Source organism: Agreia pratensis (assembly GCF_900177685.1).
Lineage (GTDB): Bacteria > Actinomycetota > Actinomycetes > Actinomycetales > Microbacteriaceae > Agreia > Agreia pratensis.
In genome coordinates, this window is sequence record NZ_FXAY01000006.1 from 132,342 (window position 1) to 158,888 (window position 26,547).

Genomic DNA, 26,547 nt, shown 5'->3' on the forward strand with positions numbered 1-26,547 from the left:
CGCGCACCGCGGTCAGGTTGCGGAATGCGACTCCAGAAACTCATAGACCTCGAGGGTGTCGACTCCCGGAAACTCTCCCTGGGGCAGCGGCGACAGAATGTGGGCGTGCAGCCGTGCGCTGGGCCAGGCTCGATCTCTCCACCGCTCAGCAAGTTCGTCGTCCGGCCTACGGCAGCACGACTCGTCGGGGCAGCGAGACTGTGCCCGCACCGTCGTGTCTCTGCCCCGAAACCATTTCGCTTCGGCGAATGGAACCCCGACGCTGATCGAGAACTCGCCGGCATCGGTTTTTCCCGTCTGCGTCGCACACCAGAAGGTCCCACCCGGAGTATCGGTGTACTGGTAGAACTCCGTGGTGCGGTTCGTGCGGTGCAGGGCCGCGCGTGACGCCCAGAAGCGGCACACGAGCTGACCTTCGATCGCACCCGTCACATCCATCGGGAGAACGAGACCGTCGTTCTCGTAGGCCTTCTGGATGGCGCCGTCGTCGGCGACGCGCAGGAAGTGCATCGAGAGGCCGAGTTGCTCTGTGCTCAGATTGGTGAGCCTCAGCGCAGCCGCCTCGTGGGTCACCCCGAAAGCGTCACGGAAGTCCTCCACAGACAGGTCGCGACGCTCTTTCGCAGCTCGCAGGAAACGCACCGACGCGTCGTGCGGCATCAGACAGGCGGCCGCGAAGTAATTGATCTCGAGCCGCTGCTGCAGAAACTCGGCGTAGCTCTCGGGCGGCTGATGCCCGAGCAGCCTGTGCGCCATCGCCTGCAGGGCCATCGAGCGCAGCCCGTGGCCGCCGGGAATCGAGGCTGGCGGCAGGTAGATGCGCCCGTTCTCGAGGTCGATGACGGATCGTGCCGAGTGAGGCAGGTCGTCGACGTGGATGAGGCTGAATCCGAGACTCTCGGCGAGCAGGCTCACGCTGCGATGGGTCAGCGCTCCCCCGACGTGACCGACCTTCGCGAGCGCCTCCGAGGCGATCTTCTCGATCTCGGGCAAGTAGTTGTTGCGCTCACGCATTCTGAGTCGCAGCTCGGTGTTCGCTCGGCGCGCCTCCTCGGGTGTGGCGACCGCCCGATTCGCGCGGCGGATGAGTTCGCGATGGAGGCCCACCAGAGACTCGAGCGTCTCGGTGGGCAGGCTGCGTGATGCAGGAACGACAGGCAGACCGAGTGACGCGTACAGCGGGCCGCGCTGAGCCCGCGACAATTCGATCTCGAGGGCGGTCCGGGCATCCGGAGCATCGCCCGAGAGCAGATCGGCCAGCGGAACACCGAGTTCGCTCGCGATGTTCTGCAGCAACACGAGTCGCGGCTCCCTGCGGCCGTTCTCGACGAGAGAGAGCTGGCTGCCCACGACGCCCACCCGCGCGCCCAATTGGTCGAGGGTGAACCCGGCCTTTTTGCGATGGTGCCGGATGCGTCGGCCCAGCGTGATCAGATCGGTTTCGGCGGCCACATTGCCCTCCTGTCAAGAACGGCGATTCTTTTCGCGCGATCTTTTCAAATCTACGCCGCGATGAGCTCATTGTGGAGATACCGAAGGATTTTCTTCCTCGTAACCAGACCGACGCATCTATTCACAGGAGAATCATGACGCTGCTCGCACCGAGGACCGCATCAGCCCGCACTCGCCCCAACCCGGAGATCGCCGACTGGGTCGACGACATCGCTCGCCTCACCACTCCCGACGAGGTCGTCTGGGTCGACGGATCGACCGCGGAATGGGACCGGCTGACCAAGGAGATGGTCGCCCAGGGAACGCTGATCCGGTTGAACCCCGAATGGCGACCGAACAGCTTTCTGGCTCGCAGCGACCCGGCCGACGTGGCGCGGGTCGAGGATCGCACGTTCATCTGCTCCGTCGATCCCGACGACGCCGGCCCGACCAACAACTGGCGCGCCCCGTCGATCATGCGCCTCGAGCTCTCCGAACTCTTCTCCCGCAGTATGCGCGGCCGCACGATGTACGTGATCCCCTTCTCGATGGGCCCGGTCGGCGGAGATCTGTCGCAGTTCGGCGTGCAGATCACGGACTCGCCCTACGTCGTCGCGAGCATGGCACTGATGACTCGCGTCGGAGACGACGCACTCCAGGCGATGACGCCCGGAACCCCATGGGTGCCCGCTCTGCACAGCCTCGGCGTCCCACTGATCGACGACGACGGGGTGCGCCACGACGACTCGCCCTGGCCGCACAACGAGACCAAGTACATCTGCCATTTTCCCGAGACCCGCGAGATCTGGTCGTTCGGTTCGGGCTACGGCGGCAACGCGCTGCTCGGAAAGAAGTGCTTCGCCCTGCGCATCGCGAGCGTGATGGCCCGCGACGAGGGATGGATGGCCGAGCACATGCTGATCGTGCGCGTCACCTCGCCTGAGAAAAAGGTGTTCCATCTGGCCGCCGCTTTTCCCTCGGCCTGCGGCAAGACCAACCTGGCCATGCTCGCACCGACGATTCCCGGCTGGAAGGTCGAGACCATCGGCGACGACATCGCGTGGATGCGCCCGGGCCCAGATGGGAGACTCCGTGCGATCAACCCCGAACGCGGCTTCTTCGGTGTCGCGCCCGGAACGGGACCGTCGACCAACCCGACCGCCACGCAGACGATCTGGGGTAACACGATCTTCACGAATGTCGCCCTGCGCGACGACGGAGATGTGTGGTGGGAAGGTCTGACCGACTCACCGCCCGCGCACGCGACCGACTGGGAGGGGAACGACTGGACCCCCGCATCCGGAACCCGCGCGGCCCACCCGAACGGCCGATTCACCGTGACCGCAGATCAGTGCCCCTCTATAGCAGACGAGTGGAACTCTCCCGACGGAGTCGTCATCGACGCGATCCTGTTCGGAGGGCGCCGTCCGAGTACCGTGCCCCTCGTGTCGCAGGCCAGGTCATGGCAGCAGGGTGTGTTCATGGGCGCGACGATGGCGTCGGAGACGACCGCGGCCGCCACCGGCGAGGTCGGCCGGCTACGCCACGATCCCTTCGCCATGCTGCCCTTCGCCGGCTACAACATGGCCGACTACTTCGCTCACTGGATCGCCATGGGCGAGCTTCTCGGTGACAAGGCACCGCAGATCTTCTCGGTGAACTGGTTCCGCACCGATGCCGACGGCCGATTCATCTGGCCGGGATTCTCGGAGAACGCCCGGGTCATCGAGTGGATCGTCGGCCGGCTCGAAGGCGATCTGGCCGCCCGCGCCACCCCTATCGGAGGACTGCCGCTGGCCCACGAGTTGAATCTCGAGGGACTCTCGGTCGGCGTCGACGAGATCCAGGCGATCATCGATCTCGACAAGCCGGCCTGGCAGCGAGAGGCGGCGGCGATCGCCGAGTACTTCGGCACCTTCGATGAGACCCGGTTCCCTGCCGAGTTGCGACGAGAGCTCGATCGGTTGACGCGCGACCTCGGCCCCGATGTGACGCCGAGCTGAAGCGACGGCGGGGAGGGTATCCTTAGGAACTGACATTCAGGCACCTCACCATCGACACGGTGCCGCCCATAACAAAGGACTCCCCGCCGTGACCGACTCTGTGCCCTCGTCCATTCCCGCGAAGCCCGTGCTCGAAGGTCTCGAGGAGAAGTGGGCAGAAGCCTGGGACGCCCAGGGAACGTATCTCTTCGACCGCGACGCGGCGAAGCGCGAGGGTGTCTATTCGATCGACACTCCCCCGCCCACAGCATCCGGTTCGCTGCACATCGGGCACGTCTTCTCGTACACGCACACCGACGTGATCGCGCGCTTCCAACGCATGCGCGGCAAGAGCGTGTTCTACCCGATCGGCTGGGACGACAACGGTCTGCCCACCGAGCGCCGCGTGCAGAACTACTACGGTGTGCGCTGCGACCCGTCGCTGCCGTACGAGGCCGACTTCACGCCTCCCTTCGAAGGCGGCGACAACAAGAGTTCCAAGGCGGCAGACCAGAAGCCGGTCTCGCGCCGCAACTTCATCGAGCTCTGCGAACGTCTCACCGTCGAAGACGAGAAGCAGTTCGAGCTTCTCTGGCGCGAACTCGGCCTGTCGGTCGACTGGACGCAGACGTACCGCACCATCGGCGACGAGTCCCTCCGAGCCAGTCAGCTCGCCTTTCTCGGCAACGTCGAGCGCGGCGAGGCCTACCAGGCCATGGCGCCGACGCTGTGGGACGTGACCTTCCGCACCGCGGTCGCCCAGGCTGAACTCGAAGACAAGGAGCAGCCGAGCGCGTATCACCGACTCGCGTTCCACGGCCCCGCCGGCGACATCTTCATCGAGACGACCCGCCCAGAACTCCTGCCTGCCTGCGTGGCGCTCGTCGCGCATCCGGATGACCCGCGTTACGCCGATCTCGTCGGTACCACGGTGCGCTCCCCCCTCTTCGATGTCGAGCTTCCTGTGGTGGCCCACCACCTCGCGCAGCAGGACAAAGGATCGGGCATCGCCATGATCTGCACCTTCGGCGATCTGACCGACGTGATCTGGTGGCGCGACCTCGACCTGCCCATTCGCGCGGTGATCGGCTTCGACGGCCGCATCGTCTCGGATGCGCCACTCGCGATCACGTCGGAGGCCGGCAAAGCGGCCTACGCCCAGCTCGCCGGCAAGACTGTCTTCTCGGCCAAGCAGACGATCGTCGAGCTGCTCCGCGAATCGGGAGAGATGATCGGCGATCCGCGCCCCATCATGCACCCGGTGAAGTTCTTCGAGAAGGGCGACAAGCCGCTCGAGATCGTGTCGACCCGTCAGTGGTACATCACGAATGGCGCGCGCAACGAGGAGTTGCGCTCCCGCCTGCTCGAACTCGGAAACGAGATCTCGTGGCACCCCGAGTTCATGAAGGTGCGCTTCGACAACTGGGTCGGCGGCCTCACCGGAGACTGGCTCATCTCGCGCCAGCGATTCTTCGGCGTGCCCCTGCCCGTCTGGTACCCGCTCGACGCCGACGGCAACCCCGTCTTCGATCAGCCCATCTTTGCCGACGCCTCGTCGCTGCCCGTCGACCCGTCGTCGGATGCGGCACCCGGTTACGACGAGAGCCAGCGCGGCGTCGCGGGCGGGTTCCAGGGCGAGGTCGACGTGATGGACACGTGGGCCACCTCGTCGCTGACCCCGCAGCTCGCGGGCGGGTGGAAGCGTGACGAAGACCTCTTCGAACGCGTCTATCCCTTCGACCTGCGCCCTCAAGGCCAGGACATCATCCGCACCTGGCTGTTCTCGACGCTGCTGCGCGCCACCCTCGAAGACAACGAGAAGCCGTGGAAGCACGCGGCGGTCTCGGGATTCATCGTCGATCCCGACCGCAAGAAGATGTCGAAGTCGAAGGGCAACGTCGTCACCCCTGCCGATGTGCTGAAGCAGCACGGCTCCGACGCCGTGCGGTACTGGGCTGCATCGAGCCGCCTCGGAACCGATGCGGCCTTCGACCCGCAGAACCCGACCCAGATAAAGATCGGGCGCCGTCTCGCCATCAAGATCTTGAACGCGGCCAAGTTCGTCTACGGCTTCGAGCTGCCCGCGGGCGACCACGCCGTGACGCACCCCATCGACCTGTCGATGTTGACCTCGCTCGACGCTGTGATCGCCACGGCCACGGAGGCATTCGCGAATTACGACCACGCCCGGGCGCTCGAGACCACGGAGTCGTTCTTCTGGACGTTCTGCGACGACTACCTCGAGCTCGTCAAGGAGCGCGCCTACAGCGAGGCGACCGAACCTGCGGCCCGCGCGTCGGCCGTCCTCGCCCTGCGCGCGGCGACCGACGTGATGCTGCGACTCTTCGCCCCGTTCCTGCCGTTCGCAACCGAGGAGGTCTGGTCATGGACGCATGAGGGCTCGGTGCACGTCGCATCCTGGCCCACGACCACGCGCGACGCCGCCGGAGTCCCGGCCGACGGCATCCCCTCGAACGAGAGCCTGCTGCACCTGTCAGGGCAGGCATTGATCGGAATCCGCCGCGCCAAGACAGACGCGAAGGCCTCACAGAAGACTCCCGTCGCATCCGCCGTGATCGCTGCGCCCGCCGAAGCCCTCGAGGTTCTCGAGAGGGCGTCCGACGATCTGCGCGCCGTGGGAAAGATCGAGAATCTTACCTTCCGTGTCGGTACTGAGCTCGCCGTCGAAGAGATCGTCTTCGCGCCCGATAGTCTCAGCTGAGACAGCGTTGTCGCACACCCTAGGAGCACCAGTGGCATTCACCATCAGACCCGTTGTAGACCGTGATTTCTTCGCATGGCACGAGCTGTTCGAGGGCTACTGCGACTTCTACGAGACACCCCTGAACGACGAGAAGGCCGTGCGCGCCTGGTCGTGGTTCACCTCGGAGCGCCCATTGGCCGAGGCTATGGTCGCCGTCGATGACGAGACGGGCCAGTTGCTCGGACTCGCCCACTTCCGCGAGTTCGTCGACGCCCTCGCCGGTGGCACCGGGCTCTACCTCGACGACCTCTACGTACGTCCGGATGCGCGAGGGCAGGGCATCGGGTCAGCCTTGATCGAGCGGCTGCGCGAGATCGGCGTCGAGCGCCGCGCCTTCGTCGTGCGCTGGATCACGGCGGAGAACAACGAGGACGCCCGACGTCTGTACGACCGGATCGCGCAGAAGACCGAGTGGGTCACGTACGATCTGAAGGCGTGACCGAACCGAGCCACCACTGACATCGGCCTCGGCGCACCCGTGGCCCCGACCAAGGAGACACCATGATCCAGCTCGGAACCCGTTGGGCCGTCGGCGACGAGACCCCATCACGGCTCCCCCAGGTCGTCTCCGATGCCATCGAAGGGGTCGAAGCCGCCCTCGCAGAAGAAGACACCGACACCTCGGGCTGGAATTGGACGCTCACATGGCTCGAAGGCAAGCCGGTCTGCGAACTCGATGACGGAACGCTCGTCGAATACGATTCAGACGCCGACGAGGCGATCGTCACTCCCTACGACGAGGACTGAGCGACGGTGTTCGCTCAGACACCCACCGCACCATTCCATCTGCACCGAGTGAGGGTCAGCGCTATCCGTGACCTCTCTCCCAGCTTCCGCCGTTTCACGCTCACCGGCGACCACCTCAACCGCTTCGCGGACAACGGCTTCGATCAGCGGATCAAGCTGATCCTGCCACTCGACGAGCACGGTCTCGACCCTGTGCCGATGCACGACGAGTGGTACAACGCCTGGCGCGAACTGCCCGACGATCGCCGCAATCCTCTGCGCACCTACACGGTGCGCGCTGTGCGTCAGAGCGAACGCGAGATCGACGTGGATGTCGTTGTGCACGACGTCGCAGGCCCCGCCTCGCGCTGGGCTGAAGAAGCGACTGTCGGGTCGGAGATCGTCGTGCTCGGTCCGAACGAGGATCACGACGGGCCACAGGGCGGCGTGGACTTTCTGCCTCCGCCGCACGCCGAGCGGATTCTGCTCGCGGGCGACGAGACCGCGGTGCCAGCCATCGCATCCATTCTCGAGCGTCTCGACCCTTCAGCGCGCGGCGAGGCACTTGTCGAAGTGCCGTTCGACGCCGACGCCGTGTGTCTCCCGCAACACCCCGGCATCTCGGTGCGCGTGCTTGGACGCAACGGTCGCGCGCCGGGTGCGCTGCTCATTCCTGCCGTGACAGAGATTGCACCGGCTCTTCTGGAGAACACCGACCGCTCCCCCGCCGGCGAGATCGACGACGTCGACATCGATGAGGGCCTGCTGTGGGAGGTGCCGAGCGACCAGCACGGCGGGCCTGCGAAACAGACGACCCCGCTCTATGCCTGGCTTGCGGGCGAGGCGAGCGTGATCAAGGCCTTGCGCCGCCACCTCGTGGGCGAGCTGGGCATGGATCGCAAGGCAGTCGCCTTCATGGGCTACTGGCGCCTCGGCCGCAAGGAGAACTAGTCGGCCGGGTTAAGAACGGTTCACAAGAGGAAGAGCACATCGATGGTGGAATTTCAGCGGAATCCGACCAAGTACCTCGCGGCGACGTCCGCGCTCTTCGGGCCAGAACTGCACGCCCTCATCGCCGACGTGGAGTTGCCGAAACCGGCAGCCACGGCTCTGCGCCGGGTCAAGAAGATCGCGCCGGTGAAGTTCAGTCGTATGTGGGACATGTTCGACTTCGGCACGATCCAATCCGCCCTGCTGGTGGGCAACGAAGGTCAGCGCTCGATCGGCTACGAGATCGCGCGGCTGGTGACCAACGTGGGTTTCGCCAACTACACGGTCTATCAACCGATCTCCGGCATGATCCGTCACGCTGCCTATGTCGCCGCTCGGCATGGAGACCATGAGGTCACCGCCTCGCTTGAGGCGCATCTGTGGACGCCGAACGACGCTGAACTCACCAGCCGTTTCAACAATCACGGTGACGACAATCGAGGCTTCCGCTTCATCACGCTATTCGAGCGATTCGATCCGATGGCGCATCCGAATTCTTACTTCACCTGGGGCAAGCGAGGCTACTCGCTCGCATCGCAGTTCTCGCTCGAGACCAGCTATCTGGAGGCGGCGGCGGACTTCGGTCTTCGCGGAGGCAACAGCGATTGGCCCGTCGACCTCGTCGATCGCGCCTACGACGATCACGTCGAACGAATCCACCGCGTGCTCGCCGGGGAGTCGCTCATCCCTCAGGGTTTCGGCCACCCCTTCCCCGACGAGGCTGTCGATCTACCGCCTCGAACAACAGGCGAGCCCGCCCCAGCTTCTGGCTGGTATACCGACCCGCTCGACCCCGAGGGGCACAAAAGATGGTGGAACGGCGAACGGTGGACCGATTACATCCACCCCGGCCACAACGAATGGAAGCTCGAGGGTCGCGACGATCCCCCGCCCGAACTCCGCGGCATCTGACCTCGGCGTCAATCCGCCGGGCGGCGCCCGAGAGAATTCACGATCATCACCATGCCGCCCACGAGCAACCCCCAGAAAGCCGAGCCGAGGCCCACGATCGAGACGCCCGAGGCCGTGACGAGGAACGTGGCGATGGCGGGGATGCGCTGCGTTGCTGTCTCGAGCGCGCTGGTGATGCTCGTGACGAGCGCTCCCAGCAGAGCGAGGCCCGCGACGGCGGTGATGAGAATCGGCGGAGCAGCGGAGATCAGGGCTGTGGCCATGCCCGCCCCGAGGCCGAAGAGCACGTAGAGCGCGCCGGCAGTGACCGAGGCGGGCCAGCGCTTCTCCGGGTTCGGATGCGAGTCGGGGCCGGCCATGATGGCCGCGGTGATAGCGGCGAGATTGATAGCGTGGCCGCCGAAGAAGGCGCCGATCATCGACCCCGCGCCAGAGGCGACGAGCACCGGTCGCGGCGGAACGGTGTAGCCGAAGGTCGACATGACCGCGAAGCCGGGCACATTCTGACCCGCCATCGTCACGATGAACAGGGGCAGCCCCAGGCTGACGATCACGAGCGGATCGAACGCAGGTACAACGAACTGAAGAGTCGGCGCGAGCGATGCCCCCGCGGTCAACCCGCCGCCCGCTGTGACGACGATTGCAATGGCGGCCACGGCCATGGCCGCGGGCACGGCCCATCGCGGTGACAGGCGGAAGAACACAAGCCAGGTGACGATCACGGGAATCGCAAGCCACGGAATCTCGACCGCCGCAGTGATGGGAGCGAGGCAGATGGGAAACAGGATTCCGGCGAGCATGGCACTCGCGATCGACCTGGGGATGCTGGTGATCGCGCGACCCAGCGCCGGCCACAGTCCGCACAGCACGATGAGTGCGCCGCAGACGAGAAATGCCCCCACTGCCGCTGCGAAGTCGTCTGTCACGCTGGCCGCCGCGACCAGCAACGCTGCTCCGGGGGTCGACCAGGCGAACGAGATGGGCATGCGGAAGCGCCAGGCCAGCAGTATGCAGCAGAGTCCACTCGTGACGCAGACCGCCAGCAGGCCCGACGATGCCTGAGCGTCGCTCGCACCCACGGCGTGCAGCCCCGCCACGACCAGCACAAAAGAACTGGCGAAGCCGGTGATGGCCGAGATGACACCGGCCGAGACCGGCTGGATCAGCCCTGCGGCGTTCGAACCGCCCGACCCGGTGCGGCCGCTAAGCCGACTTCTCGGCACGGACGGGCTTGCGCGGAACGATGGTGGGAGCGGCGTTGTTGTTCACGGATTCGCGAGTGACGACCACACGTGCCACCTCGTCGGTGGAGGGAACCTCGAACATGATCGGCCCGAGCACCTCTTCCATGATGGAACGAAGGCCACGTGCACCCGTCTTGCGGAGCACCGCCAGATCGGCAATCGCTTCGAGAGCCTCACGGTCGAATTCGAGCTCGACGCCGTCGAGTTCGAACATGCGCTGATACTGCTTAACGATGGCGTTGCGCGGCTCGGTGAGAATCTGCATCAGCGCGGTCTGGTCGAGCGGAGTAACCGTGGTGACGACAGGGAGTCGACCGATGAACTCGGGAATCAGACCGAACTTGTGCAGGTCTTCGGGCAGAACGTCGGAGAAGAAGTTGACGTCTTCGCGCTTGGAATGCAGGGGTGCGTTGAAGCCGATGCCCCGTTTGCCCGCACGCTCGGCGATGATCTCCTCGAGCCCGGCGAATGCCCCGGCCACGATGAAGAGCACATTCGTCGTGTCGATCTGGATGAACTCTTGATGCGGGTGCTTGCGCCCGCCCTGCGGCGGCACGGAGGCCACGGTGCCCTCGAGAATCTTGAGCAGCGCCTGCTGAACACCCTCGCCGGAGACATCGCGCGTGATCGACGGGTTCTCGGCCTTGCGGGCGATCTTGTCGACCTCGTCGATATAGATGATGCCGGTCTCGGCGCGCTTGACGTCGTAGTCGGCGGCCTGGATGAGCTTCAGGAGGATGTTCTCGACGTCTTCGCCCACGTAGCCGGCCTCGGTGAGAGCGGTCGCGTCGGCCACGGCGAACGGCACGTTGAGCCGCTTGGCCAGGGTCTGTGCGAGGTAGGTCTTGCCACAGCCGGTGGGCCCGATGAGCAGGATGTTGCTCTTGGCCAGTTCGATCTGATCGCCCTGCGTCTCTGCCGGGCCGATGGTGGTGCGCGCCTTGGTGCGCTTGTAGTGGTTGTAGACGGCGACGGAGAGCGCCTTCTTCGCGGCCTCCTGGCCGATCACATACTCTTCGAGGAAGTTGAAGATCTCTTTGGGCTTCGGCAGCTCGAACTCACCGGTGGCTTCGTCGCCCGCCTCTGACAGGCGCTCCTCGATGATCTCGTTGCACAGCTCGACGCACTCGTCGCAGATGTAGACCCCGGGGCCGGCGATGAGTTGCTGCACCTGCTTCTGGCTCTTTCCGCAGAACGAACACTTGAGCAGGTCGGCGCTTTCTCCGATGCGAGCCATGCCAGCCTCCTGTCGATGACGATTGATTCGAGCCTAGCCCGTGCCACCGACATCCGGGGCAGACCACGATCGAGAGTCGCATTAGTCGTAATAAAAGAACCCTTCGACGAGCTCAGGGAACGATGATTCCGTTCCCTGAGCCTGTCGAAGGGCCCGTGGTGATGCGGAACTACTTGACGAGCGCCGGCAGGTTCTTGCGCGAGGTCAGAACCTGATCGATCAGTCCGTACTCGAGAGCGTCGGCCGCACTCATGATGTTGTCGCGATCGATGTCCTTGTTGACCTGCTCCGCGGTCTTGCCGGAGTGGTGCGCCAGGGTCTCCTCGAGCCACGTGCGCATGCGCAGGATCTCGGCGGCCTGGATCTCGATGTCGGACGCCTGGCCGCCACCCTCTCCGCCACCGGCGGAGGGCTGGTGGATGAGGATCCGAGCGTTCGGCAGCGCGAGGCGCTTGCCGGGCGAGCCGGCGGCGAGCAGCACGGCAGCGGCGGAGGCAGCCTGTCCGAGGCAGACGGTCTGGATCTGCGGGCGGATGTACTGCATCGTGTCGTAGATCGCCGTCATCGCGGTGAACGATCCACCGGGCGAGTTGATGTACATCTCGATGTCGCGGTCGGGATCCTGGCTCTCGAGAACGAGGAGCTGGGCCATGATGTCATCGGCGGACGCGTCGTCGACCTGCACACCGAGGAAGATGATGCGGTCTTCGAAGAGCTTCGCGTAGGGGTCCTGGCGCTTGTAGCCGTAGGCCGTGCGCTCCTCGAACGTGGGCAGGATGTAGCGGTTGGACGGCGAGGTGCCGTTTCCGTAGGGCGAGCTGTAAGCGGCGCCGAAAGCGGGAGTATTCATTCTTCTTCTCTGTTCGTCTGGTCTCGGCGGAACTTACTTGGACTCGCTGGGCACGGCGTCGGCTTCTTCGGTGCCGCCGCCGCCGGCGACGTCGGACGCGAACTCGCGGACGTGGTCGACGAAGCCGTACTCGAGGGCCTCCTGTGCGGTGAACCAGTTGTCACGGTCGCCGTCTTTGATGACCTGTTCGATGGTCTTGCCGGTCTGCTCGCTGGTGAGCTCCGCCATGCGGCGCTTCATGTCGAGGATCAGCTTGGCCTGGGTCTGGATGTCGGCACTCGTGCCGCCGAAGCCACCGGAGGGCTGGTGGAGCAGGACGCGTGCGTTGGGCGTGATGTAGCGCTTGCCCTTGGTTCCCGACGAGAGGAGGAACTGCCCCATCGAGGCGGCCATGCCGATGCCGACGGTGACGATGTCGTTCGAGACGAACTTCATCGTGTCGTAGATGGCCATTCCCGCGGTGATCGATCCGCCGGGAGAGTTGATGTAGAGGTAGATGTCGCGATCGGGGTCTTCTGCTGCGAGCAGAAGGATCTTCGCGCAGATCTCGTTCGCATTGTCGTCACGGACGGCACTGCCCAACCAGATGATGCGATCCTTGAGTAGTCGGTCAAAAACACTGGATACCAGAGCCGGTTCGGCCATGTGATTGCTCCTCTATTACTTGCGTGATCTCGAATCTACTGGAGGCTGCCTCGACAGGTGCCGTTGTTCGCCGTAGGCAAAGATCACACTGCCGCCGTAGGCAAAGATCACACTGCCGCCGTAGGCAAAGATCCGCGCAGCTCGCCGCCTTACGATGAATCCATGGCCACCTCGCCCGACGCGCCCGTCGCATCCACCACCCTTCTCTCGCCACGCGACCTCGAAAAGCTGGCCGCGCTGCGTGGCATGAAGCGCCTGGCCACAGGACTGCTCGTGATCATGGCGGTGATCTTCGTTGTGGCATTCGCCTTGCAGGAGAAGTACGTGTGGCTGCAGTACGTGCGTGCCGCCGCAGAGGGCGGCATGGTCGGCGCCATCGCCGACTGGTTCGCGGTGACCGCGCTGTTCCGGCATCCGCTCGGGCTGCGCATCCCGCACACGGCGATCATCCCGACAGAGAAAGACCGCATCGGAGTGACGCTCGGCGAGTTCGTCGAGACGAATTTCCTGTCGCGTGAGGTCATCACGACCAAGCTTCGCTCGCTGGGCGTCTCGCACGCGGTCGGAACGTGGCTCATCGATCCGGCCCACGCCGAGAGGCTCACCTCGGAAGCGGCGAATGCAGCCCGCGGATTCCTCTCTCTCGCCGACGACGACACGATGCGCGAGGTCATCGAAGAGATCGGGCGTCGACAGCTGATCGATCCGGCATGGGGACCTCCACTCGGGCGCATGACGTCGACCTTCGTCGAGGGCGGGCATCAGGGCCAGGTCGTCGACCTGCTCGTCGAACGGATGCATGAGTGGCTCGAACGCAATCCGGATGCGTTCGGTCAAGCCGTGAGCGAGCGCCTGCCCAGTTGGATGCCGTCATTCGTCGATCGGGTGGTCGACGATCGCGCACATCGAGAGGCGCTGAAGTTCATCTCGGCAGTTCGAAACGACCCGAATCACCAGCTCCGCGTCGCGATCGACGAGTACCTGCGCAAGCTCAGCGACGATCTGCAGCACGACGACGCCACGATGGCCAAGGTCGAGGAACTGAAGGGGCAGGTGTTCGACAGCCCGCAGGTGCGCGATCTGGCCGGCCAGGCGTGGAACGCTGCGCGCACGGCGCTGATGTCATCGCTCGAAGACGCCGACAGCGAGTTGCGCACGCGCCTCACTCAGGCGGTCACGCAATTCGGGCATGCCCTTCTCGAAGACCGGGTGCTCGGCGAGAAGGTCGACCGCTGGGTAGAGGATGCCGCCGGCTACCTCGTCGAGACCTATCGCCACGACCTCGCGGCGATCATCTCAGACACCGTACGCGGCTGGAATGCCGAAGACACGGGACGCAAGATCGAGGTCGAGGTGGGCCGCGATCTGCAGTTCATCCGCATCAACGGCACCGTCGTCGGGTCGCTCGCCGGACTCGCGATCTTCACCATCGCCCACGCCGTTTTCAACGGCTGACACTCTCACGACGCACCTGCGGCCGCGCGCCGTCAGAGGGCAACATCGAGACCGGTGAGGTCAGGAACGTCGAGACCATCAGCGGATCGCTGCACGGGGAGCAAGGCCACCACGACGTCGTCGATCATGGGAAGAATCCCCTCGATCCTCGGCGTTCGTCGCGAGTCGACTCCGTGGTCTTGCCAGCAGACACCCACTCCCGCCTTCTCGAGTCCCTCGACGTCGATGACGACGAGCAGCAGTGGCAGCTGCAGGTCGGCATACCGGCGGCGAAGGACATCATCGATGCCTGATGCCGTTGTCGCGCAGATGTACCCCGCATCGAACAACCCGACTCCGCGAGTCGAGACCTCGTACTCTCCGAAGTTGCGTGAGGCCTCCCAGTCGTCGCTGATCGCCACGTGCAGAATTCTGGTTCCCATCGGAATCTCCCGTCTTGTCACTGTGTCGCTTAATGATACGACGCAGTACTATTAAGAAATGACCGCATCCAGAGGACGAGTGCCCGATTCAAACCGACCGATACGTCGCGCGATGATCCTCGACACAGCGGTCGCCCTCTTTCTGACCGCGGGTTTCGCGGCGACGAGCATCGACGAGGTGGCTCGCCGAAGCGAAGCGAGCAAGAGCACCGTCTATGCGTACTTCGGAGACAAGGCCGGACTGTTCTCTGCCGCAGTAGAGCGGCTCCATGACGCGATCGCTGAGTCCATCGACGGTGAGGCGACTCTCGCCGAACTCGCGACGTCGGTCGTGATGACGCTTCATTCAGACGAAGCCGTCGGTCTGCACCGCACGGTCATCGCGGAGTCGTTGCGATTCCCCGAGCTCGCTCGTTCCTTCTATGCGTCGGGCCCCTCGCGCTCCACGCAGATGCTCCTGGCGGCGCTCCGCCGAGCAGACCCGGCGATCACCGCTGTGCACGCCGAAATGCTCTACACCCTTCTTCTCGGCGAGTCGCATCGTCGCCGGCTCCTCGGCCTGAGCGGTGCACCGAGCGTGCGCGAAGCAGCCCAGCACGCTCGTGACGCGCTGCACGCTCTCGGCCACAGATGATTGCGCTCCGAGCTCAGGTAGCGGCCCAGAGGGCTCGGTAGTACTCGATGCGCTCGTCGTCGCGGGCGACTCCGTAGGCCTCGAGCAGGTCCGACTCCAGAAACTCTCCCCCGGCGTAATTCCATTCCAGACTCCACGTCGCGACGGCCAGGTCGGCCCAGCGATCGGCGACGCCCAACGACCCCAGATCGACGTGGCCCACGACTGCTCCGTCGTCGGCGAGAAGGGTATTCGGCGCGCACGCGTCGCCGTGGCAGACGACAAGCCGATCAATGGATGGCGGAGTCTGGAGCGACTCGGCCACCGCAAGGCCCTCCGTCCGAGCCCGTGCGATGCGCTGCGATACCGACCACGAGTAGGGGCATCGGTCCACCGGCAGCGCGTCGTGCATGCGGCGGAGTCCGGCGCCGATGCCGCGAGCTGCCACCCGCGCTGCCGTCTCGTCCGAGGTGAAGCGCACATCGACCGCACTGTGGCCCGGGAGGCCGGCCGTCAGCATCCACGAACCGTCGTCGCCAGAGCCAGACGCAAGTACGCGAGGAACCTCGATGAACGGAGCCGCCCAGCTCACGCGCGCGACCTCGGCCTCGAAGATGGGATCGCCGCCAGGCATCCACTTGATGAAACGGGCCAGCTCGCCGTCTCCGAGACGGAAGGTCAGCCCACCTCGGGTGTTGCGCCAGACCGGAACCGGCGTATCGCCGTCGGCATACTCCCCCACGATCGGCGGCACGTCGATCGGGCCGTCGGGTACCGCGGCGATCAACATACCTCAGTGTGGCTTAACGACGAAGGGCCCGACATGCGCGTGCATGTCGAGCCCTCCGAATGAAGCGACTAGTGCGAGTGACCCTCGTGGTCGTGGCCCTCGTGCTCATCGATGGCGTCATCGGGCTCCGAGACGACCGCAGCGAACTCCTTGAGGTCGACCGTCTTGCCGTCGGTGTCGACGACCTTGGCCTTGCCGAGCAGGATCGCGAGAGCCTTGTTGCGGGCGACCTCGCCGACCATGGCGGGGATCTGGCCGCTCTGGTCGAGAGCCTGAACGAACTCGTTCGGCTCCATGCCGTACTGGGCGGCGCTCTGCACGAGGTACTGAGTCAGCTCGTCTTGGCCGACCTTGACCTGCTCCTTCTCGGCGACTGCGTCGAGAAGGATCTGGGTGCGGAAGGTGTTCTCGCTCGAGGTGGTGACCTCGGCGCGGTGCTCATCGTCTTCGAGGCGGTTCTCGCCCTCGAGGTGACGGTGCACCTCGTCTTCGATCAGGGCGGGCGGCACGGCCACGTCGACCTTCTCGAGCAGCGTCTCGACCAACTTGGTGCGAGCGGCGGATGCCTGGCCGAACGCCTTCTGCTTGGCGACGGTGTTCTTGAGGTCGGCCTTCAGCTCGTCGAGCGTGTCGAATTCGCTCGCGATCTGAGCGAAGTCGTCATCGGCCTCAGGAAGCTCGCGCTCCTTGACCGCAAGAAGCGATACCGAGACGAGCGCGTCGGAGCCGGCGTGGTCTCCGCCGAGCAGCGGCGCCTCGAAGGTGGTGGACTCACCGGCGGAAAGCGAGTCGAGCGCCTCGTCGATGCCCTCGAGCAACTCGCCCGATCCGACCTCGTAGGAGATGCCCGTGGCCTTGTCGACCTCGGCGCCGTCGATCGTGGCGACCAGGTCGAGCTGGGCGAAGTCGCCTGTCTTCGCGGGGCGGTCGACGGTGACGAGCGTGCCGAAGCGGCTGCGCAGGTTCTCGAGCTCGGTGGCGATGTCCTCGTCGGACACCTCGACCGCGTCGACGGTGACCTCGAGGTCGTTGTAGTCGGGGAGAGTGATCTCGGGGCGCACATCGACCTCGATGGCGAGTTCGAGGTCTCCGGAGAAGTCCTTGTTGCTGGGCCACTCGACGATGTCCGCGCTCGGCTTGCCCAAGGGGCGAAGCTCGTTCTCGGTGATCGCCTGGCGATAGAAGCCGTCGAGTCCGTCGTTGACCGCGTGCTCGAGCACGGCTTCCTTGCCGACGCGCTGGTCGATCAGGGGCGGCGGAACCTTGCCCTTGCGGAAGCCGGGGATGTTGATCGACTCGGCGATGTGGCCGTATGCGTGATCAATGCTGGGCTTCAGCTCGTCGGGGGTGACCGAGATGGCGATCTTCACGCGTGTCGGGCTGAGCTGTTCGACCGTGGTCTTCACGTTTGGCTTCTCCTGAGGGTTAGTACTGTGCTGCACCGTTTGGCTGGATCAAAGTGGTACCTGGGGGAACTCGCGCTGTGGTCGGGGCGACAGGATTCGAACCTGCGACCTCCCGCCCCCAAAACGGGCGCTCTAGCCAAGCTGAGCTACGCCCCGGTTCTCGTCACAAGTCCCGTGAGGCCAGTCACCGGGTAACGCACAGGGCGCATGGCACGAGGGTAGTGCCGGGCGAATTGGCCTCGGCAAGTCTACTGCACAGTCTGGAGGGCCGCTGAGCATTTTCCCGCCGCCGGTTACGCGGAGGGGGAAACTGTGTACTACGATGTTCCAGTGCCGCTTGCGGCGCACACCTCCCATTTCGGGGCTGTAGCTTAGTGGTAAAGCCTCTGTCTTCCAAACAGATGATGCGAGTTCGATTCTCGTCAGCCCCTCGTTCGTGAATCAAGGCCCCCGAGAATATCTCGGGGGCCTTTTCTCATCCACAGATCGAACGCTTCTGCCACGCGCGATCCGCCACGTCTGACACGCTGTGAACATGACAGACCCCGTGCCCGCCGCCGTTCCCTCATCGGGAGCCGCTTGGCCTACGACACCTCAGGCCTTCGCTGACACCACTCTCTGCCCGCGCTGCTTCGCCGTTCTCCTCAGTAGCCGATGCCATTCCTGCGGCCTCGAATTGGCTGTGCCCCTGGCCGCAGAACTGATCGCCGCGTCACACACGCTCGTCGATGCCGAACGCCATCGACGTGACCTGATCCAGCGCATGTGGAACGAGCAACTCGCCGCGCAGCTGATTGTGACGCCGGCCCGACCGGCGCCCACATATGTTCCGGATGCCGCGAGCGCGGCCGCCGCAACGGCCATCGCTCCCCCGCTCCCCGCGTTCCCCTCCGTCTCACCTCATCCGAGCACCGTCTCGCCTCCAGGAGCGACTCCAGCGCCCACGGTCCCGCCCTCGCACGAGTCGTCCGATTCGCGCCCTCGACGTTCCGGCGTGCAGGTCTTTCTGCTGGTGACAGGCATCGTTCTCCTCTCTGTCTTCGCGCTGTTCTTCGTGACGGTCGCCTACCTTTTCGCCACGGTCGAGGTGCGCGTCGTCGTCACCGCTCTCGCGGGACTGGTCGTATTCGGCGTCGCCTGGGTGTTGAAACGCCGCCACCTGCCTGCCACGGCAGAGGGCGTCGGGGTGACGGGTACGGTGATCCTGCTCGGTGTGCTCGAATTCGTTCGAGGCGCCGAGTTATTCGGTTCCGCCTCGATCACCCCCGCTCTCTTCTCCGGTGCCGGATTCCTCGCTCTGTCCGCTCTGCTCGAGGCGCTTCACCGCATCTCGAGGCTCCGCTTCGCACGACTCGGCAGCGTACTTCTCGCCCCGACAGGCGTCGCTCTCGTCGTGGTCGGTGCGCTTGGGTCTGTCGACTCCGGCTTGGCCTTGTGGGCGGGTCTGGTTGCCGCCGGCGCCTCGACCCTCGCACTGCCCCAGATCAGAGAGCGCTCGGGCGAGGCCGCCCTCGTTCGCTGGGTGGCCGTCGTCTCCATGACTGCGGCGCTCATCCCCGCCGCGCTGCTCCTACCCGAGGTTCCCGGCTCATCTGCACTGTCGTATTCGGTGTCGGCGATTGTCTGGGGCGCGTTCATTCTCCGACTGCGCGCAGGGTCCGGTGCACACGCATGGAGCAGGGCAGCATCGGTGATGCTGGGGTTGTCGGTGTCGCTTGCCCCGACAGTGGCGATATTCAGGCACGCTTCGACCGAGTGGAACCTGTGGGCGCCGGGAACCGCTGCAGCAATCGTCGCCGTCACTCTCGTGATTCGTGCGCGCACCTCAACCACACAACTCGCGAGCCGTATCTGCCGCGATGCTCAGATCCCCGCGCTCATTGTCGCCGCGCTCGGCCTGCTACCGGGCGTCGGCCTCGCTGCGATTCATATTCTCGGCTCCGTTTTTCCGCGATATCTTCTCTGGCAGGCGCGTCCGGGCGACGCTGCCGGCTTCGTTCCCGAGACTGGAGCGTGGGCTGCTGTACTTGCCCCGGCCGTCGCTGCACTCCTCGGAGCCGTGGCCATCCGCCTCGCGCGGCTACCGAGTGCGCTCGGCGCACTCGTGGGCTGCCTTTCGTGTGTGGCGTTGCTCGCTGCTGCCAGTCATGCGGGCACCGTCCTCCTCTCGCTCCTCGCCTACGCGATTGTCGCCACCACCGGGCTCGCCGCCCTTCTGGCGACGCGGGGCCGACGTGTCCCCGCCGTGCGTGTCCCCGCCGCGATAGCGCTGGGCGTCGCCACGTTCGCTGTCGTCATCCTTTCTCACGCGAGCACGTCGTTGTGGCTCCCGGGCACCCTCGCGACCGCCGCGCTCATCGTCGTATCTCGCTTCGCCATCGCGCCGAGCACTCCCGCCGCGTCGTTCGTTCGCCCCCTTCTCACAGGCTTCGTCGCGGGGTTCTTGTTCGTCGAGATGACACTGCTGATGCCGTGGATCTCCGGCTGGCGCCCATCGCTCTTGTCAGCGAGTTCGCCCTTTCCCGCTCCGACCGACTTCTTCGCTCTTCCCGGCGCGGGCGCTGTGCTCCTTCTGTGCGTGGTGCCGCTGGCTCTCCGCAGCCGCATAGACCGCGCATCCCGAGGCGCGTGGGACCTGCGAGCGGCAGCCGTCGTCGCCTTGCTCACGGCGGCCATCAGTTCGCTTGTTCTCTTTGTGGCGGGCAGCGCCTCCGCCATCGATCACGGCGCGCGTATCGCCATCCCGCTCGGTCTCGCCGTCGCAGCAATCGTGTGGCAGATTCGTGGCTCGGTGGCGCACACCGCTGAACGCGTCGCCTTGGCGGGACTCGCGCCCCTCGCTCTGACGGCAACCCTCGCTTCCGTCGCCGACGCTGCGACGGCATCGTCGACGGCACTGATGCTCGACCTCGCGGCACCAGTCGCCGCGATCCTGTCGGCCGCTCTGGGGGCGGTGCTCTTCACCCGAGCATCGCCGGGCATTCGCTCGGCGGCGCGCATCGCATGGGAGTGCGCGATTGCCCTCGTCATGATCGTGAGTATCGTCCGATGCATAGCCTCTGCCGACGCGAGCACCTGGCTGATTCTGCTTCTGCTCGCCGTGACGCCGATCATCGTCTCGTTCGCCGACGGCAACCCGTTCAGGAGCCGGTCGCCGAGACGCTTCGGCGGTGCGCTCTCGTGCGTCCTCGCCACTGCAGCACTCTGGCAATTCCTTGCATTCCGCGGCATGGTCGACGTCGAACCGTACACGCTTCCGTTGGCGGGCATGCTGCTCTGTCTGACGGCCGCCATCGCCGTGTTCAGCACGCAGACGGCGAGCGTGGCGACCGTTAGGTCGACCCTGTTCGCTGCGGCTCTCGTGATCGCACTCGTCCCCTCCGCGCTGGTGTCGATCGCCGACGAACGCCCGACTCGCGGCGTCGTCGTGCTCGTGATCGCAGCGGTATTGACGGCGGCGGCGCTCCTCGCGCCTCGCGTCATTCGCGGCGTCATCGTGCGCGACAGTGCGCTGTACTCGAGCATCGCCGTGCTCGTCACAATAGGCCTCGCGCGCGCCGTGCGCGACGCCATCGTCTCCGAAGACGGAGTGCTCTTTCCCGAAATCTGGGTGCTCCCCGCTGTGATCGCCTTGGTCGTCACCTCCGCAGTATGGACGAGACGACGCGCCCTGCCGTTCCGCGTCGCCCAGCTCGGTGTTCCCGCCGCCGTCGCCCTCATCGGTCTCATCTCGGTCGTGTGTCTGATCACTCTTCCCGAGACGAACTCGTCGACTCGCCTGGCTGTCGTGAGCACGACGTTCGTCGGTGTCGTGGTCGCAGCCGCCGTACGCCGCTGGGTACCGCTCGACCGCGTCTCGCAGATCACGGCCCTGTGCGTTCTGGTCGTCGTCGGCGCCACCGGCCTCGTGACGGGCGCGGCGCATCCGTTCGAACTCTCGACCACACCCGTCGGCCTCGCGCTGATCGTGTCGGGCCTCGTCACGGTGCGCCGTGACGCCTCCGCCCGTACGTGGCCGAATCTCGGTCCAGGCATCGCCGTGCTTCTGGTCCCGTCACTCCTCGCCGACTTCGGCAGCACCGAACTCTGGCGCGTCATCGCCCTCGGCGTGCTCTCGGTCGCCCTCGTCGCGGTGTCCATCACCCTGCGCTGGCAAGCCCCGCTGATAGTCAGCGGGACTGTGCTTCTCGTACACGCGCTCGCTCAATCCTGGCCCTGGATCCAGGGACTTTATTCGGTCGTACCGTGGTGGATCTGGCTGGGAATCGGCGGCGCGCTCCTCATCGCCTTGGCCGCGCGATATGAACACCGGGTGCGCAACCTCAGATCCTTCGTCGGCACGATCTCGTCCTTGCGCTGACGCACAACCCGGCTAGTGCGCGCCCTGCATCTCTCGTACGGCGTCGCTGAGGGCGTCAGGCCAGATGAGGCTGATCGCTCCGAACAGGAGGCCGATCGCGATCACGACTCCAAGACCGATCACCCGAGTCGCGAATCGGCGCGTCTGCGGGTCGACGACATCCTGATCGTAGAAGGCGGCCTCGGGGTCAGCATGCGACGGATCGCTATCTTCGGGAACATCCGACTCGACATCGGCGGAAGCCCGGTCGCTCTGGTCATCGCTCATGAGCCGACACTATCGGAGCATTCACGACGCCTGCAGCCAGGCGAGCACGGCCAGAACGCGGCGATGATCGGTGCCGGAGTCGTCGAGGCCCAGCTTGGAGAAGATGCTCGAGACGTGCTTTTCGATGGCCCCGGTTCCGACGACGAGTTGGGCGGCGATGCCCGCATTCGTTCGGCCTTCGGCCATCAGCGCGATCACGTCGCGCTCCCGTGCCGTGAGCGTCGACAGCGGGTCGCGACGCCGCCCGAGCAGATGCCGCACGACCTGTTCATCGAGTACCGTGCCGCCGCCTGCGATGCGGGTCACGGCATCCTGCAGTTCGTCGAGCGACGCCAGCCGGTCTTTCAGCAGGTACCCGACCCCGCTTTCGCCAGCCGCCAGAAGCTCGACCGCATAGGTCTCCTCTACGTACTGGCTCAGAAGCAGAATGCCGATCTCCGGATGCCGCCTACGCAGATCGAGCGCCGCGCGCACGCCCTCGTCGCGGAATGTCGGCGGCATCCGGACATCGAGAACGGCCACGTCGGGGCGAGCCGAGGCGACATCTGCGAGCAGAGCCTCGGCGTCGCCGTAGGCGGCCACCGTCTCGAACCCTGCCTCTGCGAAGAGCCGAACGAGGCCTTCGCGCAGCAGGAGGGAGTCCTCAGCGAGAACGAGACGGATTCTGCCGGCCGACCGCGGCTTGTCGTCTCGATCGCTCACCCCCTCAGGATAGGGGGATGCGGGTCGTGATCATCGTCGGGCCGCCTTCGGGCGAGGTGATCGAGATCTCTCCGCGCAATCCACTCACCCTCTCGGCCAGACCTGCCAACCCATGACCTGCGGCCTCCGCCGCCGACCCGACGCCATCATCGAATACGGTGAGCTCCAGCACGCGCTCCCCGGTCTCGGATTCGCGGGTCGACGCCGAGACCATGGCCGTCGTCGCCGCGGCGTGTTTCGCCACGTTGGTCAGAAGCTCGGCCGCAATGAAGTAGACGCTGCGCTCGACCTCGGGTGCGATCTCAGACTCCCCCAGAGACAGCCGGATGCTTGTCGGCACGGTGTTGCGCACGGCGAGCGATTCGAGGGCGGCCGCCAGACCACGGTCCTGCAGGAGGGGTGGGGCGAAGCCTCGCGACAGGTCGCGGAGTTCTTCGAGCGCCTCACGAGACTGCTCCCTGGCCCCCTCGAGCAGGGCTCGTGCTGTGGCGGGATCCGAATCGAGCGCACGCTCTGCGCTGGCGAGATCGAACTGCAGCCGCACGAGACGCTGCTGCGGGCCGTCGTGGATGTCTCGCTCGAGGCGGCGCAGGCCGTGATCCTCGGCCGAGACCGCTGCGTCGCGGGATGCACCCAATGCGGCGACTTCACGCTTGAGATCATCGGAGGCGAATCGACCGAGCATTCCCCGTGCGATCCCCTGGTGGATTCTCACGAGACCGTGAGTGACGAACGGCAGCATCGCGAGCATCGCGAGACCGAGGAGGGTGTAGAGGATCGTCTCGTTGCGCTGAAGACCATCGGAGTCGTTGCCGAGTTGAATACCGGGCACAACGAACTCGATGACGACCTTGTTGATCCAGATATTGCCTGCTTCGTGCGGGGGAAGAAATCGTGACCAGATGCCGAAGGTCACGCCGCCGAGGCCCGTCATGAGCCAGGTGATGGCGGTGCACCATGTCGCCACGCCTACGGCGAAGTTCACGACTCCCCCGTGCAACAGGTAGAGCCAGTAGTGCCCATCGCCCAGATAGCGCCTGAGCCAGCCCACGATCCCGGGGCGCCTCTCCGTGTTCCATGCGGGGCGAGCGATGCGCGGCATCCCAGCCGCTTCGAGACGCACGAGCTCGACAGCACCGAACCATCGAGCCGCAACCATGGCGGCGGCCAAGACGAAAACACCGCCTACGAGAACGAATGTCGAGGCGCCGAGCGAGAACAAAGTCACAAGCACGACGAACGCGATCGTCACCACCGGAAGTGTGGCGAGCAGGAATCCCAGTTCGCGGGGCACTCTGGCCCAGCGTCGGCGGAATCGGCTCTGCGTCGCTGCCTGCCCGTCGGTGTCGATCATCGTGCCCAGCGTGGCAGAGTCCAGCTGCGGTGTCATGTCGAGAGTCTGTGTTGTTATTCCTGTTGTTATGCCTGTTGTCATGCCTCAACTCTGACCGTCACGTCGCCCCATCGACATACGACGAGCATCCGGCATCGACCGGGGGTTAACCCCCGGTCAGACCTGGGTTAGCCCAGCCTCAGCTTGCTTGCGGAACAATCTGTGCTGAGTACGGTTATACGAGTCAGACACGATAGGAGTCACACAATGACCAACACAACCGTCACCGTTCCCACCAGCTCGACAAGCCCCGACGTCGCAGCCGCTACGGCCCAGTTCCTCGCCCCGATCGTCGTCGACCTCCAGGCCCTCGCCATCAACGGCAAGCAGGCGCACTGGCACGTGCGCGGCGCCAACTTCATCGGCGTGCACGAGCTGCTCGACAACGTCGTGAGCCACGCCCAGGATTGGGCCGACCTCGCCGCCGAGCGCGTCGTCGCCCTCGGACTTCCGCTCGACGCTCGCATCGAGACCGTCGCCGCGAAGACCGTCATCCCCACCATGGAGCCCGGTTTCCAGCGGTCCGAGTACATGATCGCCGCGATGGTCGCGCAGATCGACGCGACGCTCGTGGGCATTCGCAAGGCCATCACCGAGCTCAACGACATCGACCTCACCAGCCAGGACGTCGTTCTCGAAATCGCCCGCGGCCTCGAGAAGTCGCGTTGGTTCCTCGCGGCGCACATCGCCGAGTAGATCCCGTCCGAACGACAGCCCTCCAGTGAATCCACTGGAGGGCTGTCGTGGTTAACCCGGCGTCCACCCGGCGGACACCGACCGGATGCCTCTGACGGCTAGCGTCATGCTCCATGACCCAGCTCGTGAGCCACTACGCACTTCCGCCCGATCTCGACGACGTCTCGGGCTACACCGTGCTCGATGAAGACGATGACGATCCGGTGCTCATCTCGCGAGACGGCACCCAGATCGACACCTGGCGCGAGGGATATCCGTATGCCGAGCGCATGGACAGGAACGAGTACGAGCTCTCGAAACGACTACTGCAGATCGAGCTGCTGAAGCTGCAGAACTGGATCAAGGCATCCGATCGTCGTCTCGTCGTGGTCTTCGAAGGCCGAGACGCCGCAGGCAAGGGCGGAACGATCAAGCGGTTCACCGAGCACCTCAATCCGCGCGGCGCCCGAACAGTCGCGCTCGAGAAGCCGTCGGAGCGTGAGAGCGGACAGTGGTACTTCCAGCGTTATGTGAAGCACCTTCCATCCTCCGGTGAGATCGTGCTCTTCGATCGATCCTGGTACAACCGCGCCGGCGTCGAACGGGTCATGGGATTCTGCACGCCTGCCCAATACGACGAGTTCATGCGCCAGACGCCGAGGTTCGAGGAGATGCTCGTCGGCGACGGCATCGATCTGGTCAAGTTCTGGTTCTCTGTCTCATCCGACGAGCAGCGCACGCGGTTCGCCATTCGACAGGTAGACCCCGTCAGGCAGTGGAAGCTGTCGCCCATGGACATCGCCTCGCTCGACAAGTGGGGCGACTACACCGAGGCGAAAGAGGCGATGCTGGCCGCCACCGACACCGCGACGGCTCCCTGGACCGTGGTCAAGAGCAATGACAAGAAGCGCGCCAGACTCGAGGCCATGCGCCATGTGCTCAGCTTGTTCGACTACGAGAACAAAGACCACGAGATCGTCGGAACCCCCGATGGCAACATCGTGGGTTCGGCTGCTCGGGTCTACGAGCGCGGCGAGAAGACCGGAGCGGCAGTTCCGCCGCCACCACTGGGCAGCTGATCGATTTCCTCGCGTAGCCTTGTCGGGTGGAAAAAGATCTTCTCGACCTCGCGCAGCTACGCAAAGAGGCTCGCGACGTTCTCGATGCAGGCATCGAGGCTCGCTGCCGCGAGGGTGAAGACCCCTGGGACTTCCTGCCCGAGCTGCCGACGGTAGATCAGTGCGTGGTCATCGGTCTGCGCACTGAGCACGTCGAGGCCCGAACGCCTGGTGAGCCGAGGCTGTCGAACTTCGAGATCTTGCGGTCGATCGCGTTCGACTACCCCGAATTGCGCCGCGCAGCATGGTCGCTCGTGACCCGCCGCTGACTTCGTGTCCGGCGCTGCCTTCGCGTTGGTCGAGTAGGCCGCCCGCCCTCATCGCGTTGGTCGAGTAGGCCGCCCGCCCTCATCGCGTTGGTCGAGTAGGCCGCCCGCGGCCGTATCGAGACCACCCGCCAACCACTGCTGTCCGCTCCTCCACAGGACCCTTGTTCCACCATCTATCCACAGGCGAATCACCTGATGAGCAATTGAATGCGTGACTCGACCCGGTGTCGGTGGCTGCTGTTTGACTTCTCGTATGTTCACCACGATCCCTCCCCTTGAGCCCGACCCGTATGTGG

General features: G+C 65.2%; 23 protein-coding genes and 2 tRNA genes. 13 read left to right on the forward strand and 12 right to left on the reverse strand.

Annotated elements, in window-relative coordinates:
- Positions 1-12: 12 nt before the first annotated feature.
- Positions 13-1,452 (reverse strand): helix-turn-helix transcriptional regulator, encoded by a 1,440-nt coding sequence (locus B9Y86_RS15750; protein WP_085487844.1) that lies wholly within the window; start codon positions 1,450-1,452, stop codon positions 13-15.
- A gap of 134 nt (positions 1,453-1,586) precedes the next feature.
- Between B9Y86_RS15750 and B9Y86_RS15755 the strand changes: the two genes are divergently transcribed.
- From B9Y86_RS15755 to B9Y86_RS15780, 6 genes are all read left to right on the forward strand, one after another.
- Complete coding sequence (locus tag B9Y86_RS15755; RefSeq protein ID WP_085487846.1) at positions 1,587-3,434, forward strand: phosphoenolpyruvate carboxykinase (GTP); 1,848 nt, start codon at positions 1,587-1,589, stop codon at positions 3,432-3,434.
- 88 nt (positions 3,435-3,522) lie between these two features.
- Positions 3,523-6,135 (forward strand): valine--tRNA ligase, encoded by a 2,613-nt coding sequence (gene valS, locus B9Y86_RS15760; RefSeq protein WP_085487848.1) that lies wholly within the window; start codon positions 3,523-3,525, stop codon positions 6,133-6,135.
- Positions 6,136-6,166: 31 nt separating this feature from the next.
- Positions 6,167-6,616 (forward strand): GNAT family N-acetyltransferase, encoded by a 450-nt coding sequence (locus B9Y86_RS15765; RefSeq protein ID WP_085487850.1) that lies wholly within the window; start codon positions 6,167-6,169, stop codon positions 6,614-6,616.
- 62 nt (positions 6,617-6,678) lie between these two features.
- Positions 6,679-6,924, forward strand: coding sequence for a hypothetical protein (locus B9Y86_RS15770; RefSeq protein ID WP_244894792.1), 246 nt, complete (start codon positions 6,679-6,681; stop codon positions 6,922-6,924).
- Between the two features lie 6 nt (positions 6,925-6,930).
- Complete coding sequence (locus tag B9Y86_RS15775; protein ID WP_085487852.1) at positions 6,931-7,854, forward strand: siderophore-interacting protein; 924 nt, start codon at positions 6,931-6,933, stop codon at positions 7,852-7,854.
- A 42-nt stretch (positions 7,855-7,896) separates the two neighbouring features.
- Entirely contained in the window at positions 7,897-8,805 is a 909-nt protein-coding gene (locus B9Y86_RS15780) for a DUF2510 domain-containing protein (RefSeq protein WP_085487854.1), read from the forward strand.
- Positions 8,806-8,813: 8 nt separating this feature from the next.
- On the opposite strand, the gene B9Y86_RS15785 is transcribed toward B9Y86_RS15780, so the two are convergent.
- The 4 genes from B9Y86_RS15785 to B9Y86_RS15800 form a co-directional block, all read right to left on the reverse strand.
- Complete coding sequence (locus tag B9Y86_RS15785) at positions 8,814-10,028, reverse strand: benzoate/H(+) symporter BenE family transporter (protein ID WP_085487856.1); 1,215 nt, start codon at positions 10,026-10,028, stop codon at positions 8,814-8,816.
- Entirely contained in the window at positions 10,009-11,286 is a 1,278-nt protein-coding gene (gene clpX / locus B9Y86_RS15790) for an ATP-dependent Clp protease ATP-binding subunit ClpX (protein ID WP_055774534.1), read from the reverse strand. Before clpX ends, B9Y86_RS15785 begins: the two co-directional genes overlap by 20 nt.
- A gap of 169 nt (positions 11,287-11,455) precedes the next feature.
- The gene (locus B9Y86_RS15795; protein ID WP_044442923.1) at positions 11,456-12,136 is read right to left on the reverse strand and encodes an ATP-dependent Clp protease proteolytic subunit; all 681 of its coding nucleotides are present in this window, start codon (positions 12,134-12,136) and stop codon (positions 11,456-11,458) included.
- A gap of 33 nt (positions 12,137-12,169) precedes the next feature.
- A complete protein-coding gene (locus tag B9Y86_RS15800; protein ID WP_085487858.1) occupies positions 12,170-12,781 on the reverse strand; it encodes an ATP-dependent Clp protease proteolytic subunit in 612 nt (203 codons plus the stop codon).
- Positions 12,782-12,943: 162 nt separating this feature from the next.
- Here B9Y86_RS15800 and B9Y86_RS15805 point away from each other — a divergent pair, with 162 nt between their 5' ends.
- Positions 12,944-14,236: a DUF445 domain-containing protein gene (locus B9Y86_RS15805; protein WP_085487915.1), complete on the forward strand. Its 1,293-nt coding sequence runs from the start codon at positions 12,944-12,946 to the stop codon at positions 14,234-14,236.
- A 32-nt stretch (positions 14,237-14,268) separates the two neighbouring features.
- On the opposite strand, the gene B9Y86_RS15810 is transcribed toward B9Y86_RS15805, so the two are convergent.
- Entirely contained in the window at positions 14,269-14,658 is a 390-nt protein-coding gene (locus B9Y86_RS15810) for a DUF952 domain-containing protein (protein WP_085487860.1), read from the reverse strand.
- A gap of 112 nt (positions 14,659-14,770) precedes the next feature.
- On the opposite strand from B9Y86_RS15810, the gene B9Y86_RS15815 reads away from it, so the two are divergent.
- A complete protein-coding gene (locus B9Y86_RS15815; protein WP_228515257.1) occupies positions 14,771-15,292 on the forward strand; it encodes a TetR/AcrR family transcriptional regulator in 522 nt (173 codons plus the stop codon).
- Between the two features lie 13 nt (positions 15,293-15,305).
- On the opposite strand, the gene B9Y86_RS15820 is transcribed toward B9Y86_RS15815, so the two are convergent.
- The 3 genes from B9Y86_RS15820 to B9Y86_RS15830 form a co-directional block, all read right to left on the reverse strand.
- On the reverse strand, positions 15,306-16,061 hold the full coding sequence (locus B9Y86_RS15820; RefSeq protein WP_085487864.1) for an aminoglycoside 3'-phosphotransferase: 756 nt from the start codon (positions 16,059-16,061) through the stop codon (positions 15,306-15,308).
- Positions 16,062-16,129: 68 nt separating this feature from the next.
- Positions 16,130-17,467 carry a trigger factor gene (gene tig / locus B9Y86_RS15825; RefSeq protein WP_085487866.1) on the reverse strand — a complete coding sequence of 446 codons (1,338 nt, stop codon included), beginning with the start codon at positions 17,465-17,467 and terminating at the stop codon, positions 16,130-16,132.
- Between the two features lie 78 nt (positions 17,468-17,545).
- Positions 17,546-17,623 (reverse strand) — tRNA-Pro (locus B9Y86_RS15830).
- A gap of 204 nt (positions 17,624-17,827) precedes the next feature.
- Here B9Y86_RS15830 and B9Y86_RS15835 point away from each other — a divergent pair.
- Positions 17,828-17,898: transfer RNA gene (locus B9Y86_RS15835), tRNA-Gly, on the forward strand.
- Between the two features lie 104 nt (positions 17,899-18,002).
- Entirely contained in the window at positions 18,003-21,827 is a 3,825-nt protein-coding gene (locus B9Y86_RS15840) for an SCO7613 C-terminal domain-containing membrane protein (protein WP_139824944.1), read from the forward strand.
- A 12-nt stretch (positions 21,828-21,839) separates the two neighbouring features.
- Here the strand turns inward: B9Y86_RS15840 and B9Y86_RS15845 are convergent, their stop codons facing one another.
- Genes B9Y86_RS15845 through B9Y86_RS15855 form a run of 3 tightly spaced genes read right to left on the reverse strand, consistent with a single transcriptional unit; the run spans position 21,840 to position 24,186 of the window.
- Entirely contained in the window at positions 21,840-22,094 is a 255-nt protein-coding gene (locus B9Y86_RS15845) for a hypothetical protein (protein WP_085487870.1), read from the reverse strand.
- Positions 22,095-22,115: 21 nt separating this feature from the next.
- Positions 22,116-22,796 carry a response regulator transcription factor gene (locus B9Y86_RS15850; protein WP_085487872.1) on the reverse strand — a complete coding sequence of 227 codons (681 nt, stop codon included), beginning with the start codon at positions 22,794-22,796 and terminating at the stop codon, positions 22,116-22,118.
- A 4-nt stretch (positions 22,797-22,800) separates the two neighbouring features.
- Positions 22,801-24,186 (reverse strand): sensor histidine kinase, encoded by a 1,386-nt coding sequence (locus B9Y86_RS15855; RefSeq protein WP_176223393.1) that lies wholly within the window; start codon positions 24,184-24,186, stop codon positions 22,801-22,803.
- 210 nt (positions 24,187-24,396) lie between these two features.
- Between B9Y86_RS15855 and B9Y86_RS15860 the strand changes: the two genes are divergently transcribed.
- From B9Y86_RS15860 to B9Y86_RS15870, 3 genes are all read left to right on the forward strand, one after another.
- Complete coding sequence (locus B9Y86_RS15860) at positions 24,397-24,885, forward strand: Dps family protein (RefSeq protein ID WP_055774554.1); 489 nt, start codon at positions 24,397-24,399, stop codon at positions 24,883-24,885.
- A gap of 113 nt (positions 24,886-24,998) precedes the next feature.
- Positions 24,999-25,943 (forward strand): polyphosphate kinase 2, encoded by a 945-nt coding sequence (gene ppk2, locus B9Y86_RS15865; RefSeq protein ID WP_085487874.1) that lies wholly within the window; start codon positions 24,999-25,001, stop codon positions 25,941-25,943.
- Positions 25,944-25,969: 26 nt separating this feature from the next.
- Positions 25,970-26,251, forward strand: coding sequence for a hypothetical protein (locus B9Y86_RS15870; RefSeq protein ID WP_085487876.1), 282 nt, complete (start codon positions 25,970-25,972; stop codon positions 26,249-26,251).
- Positions 26,252-26,547 lie beyond the last annotated feature (296 nt).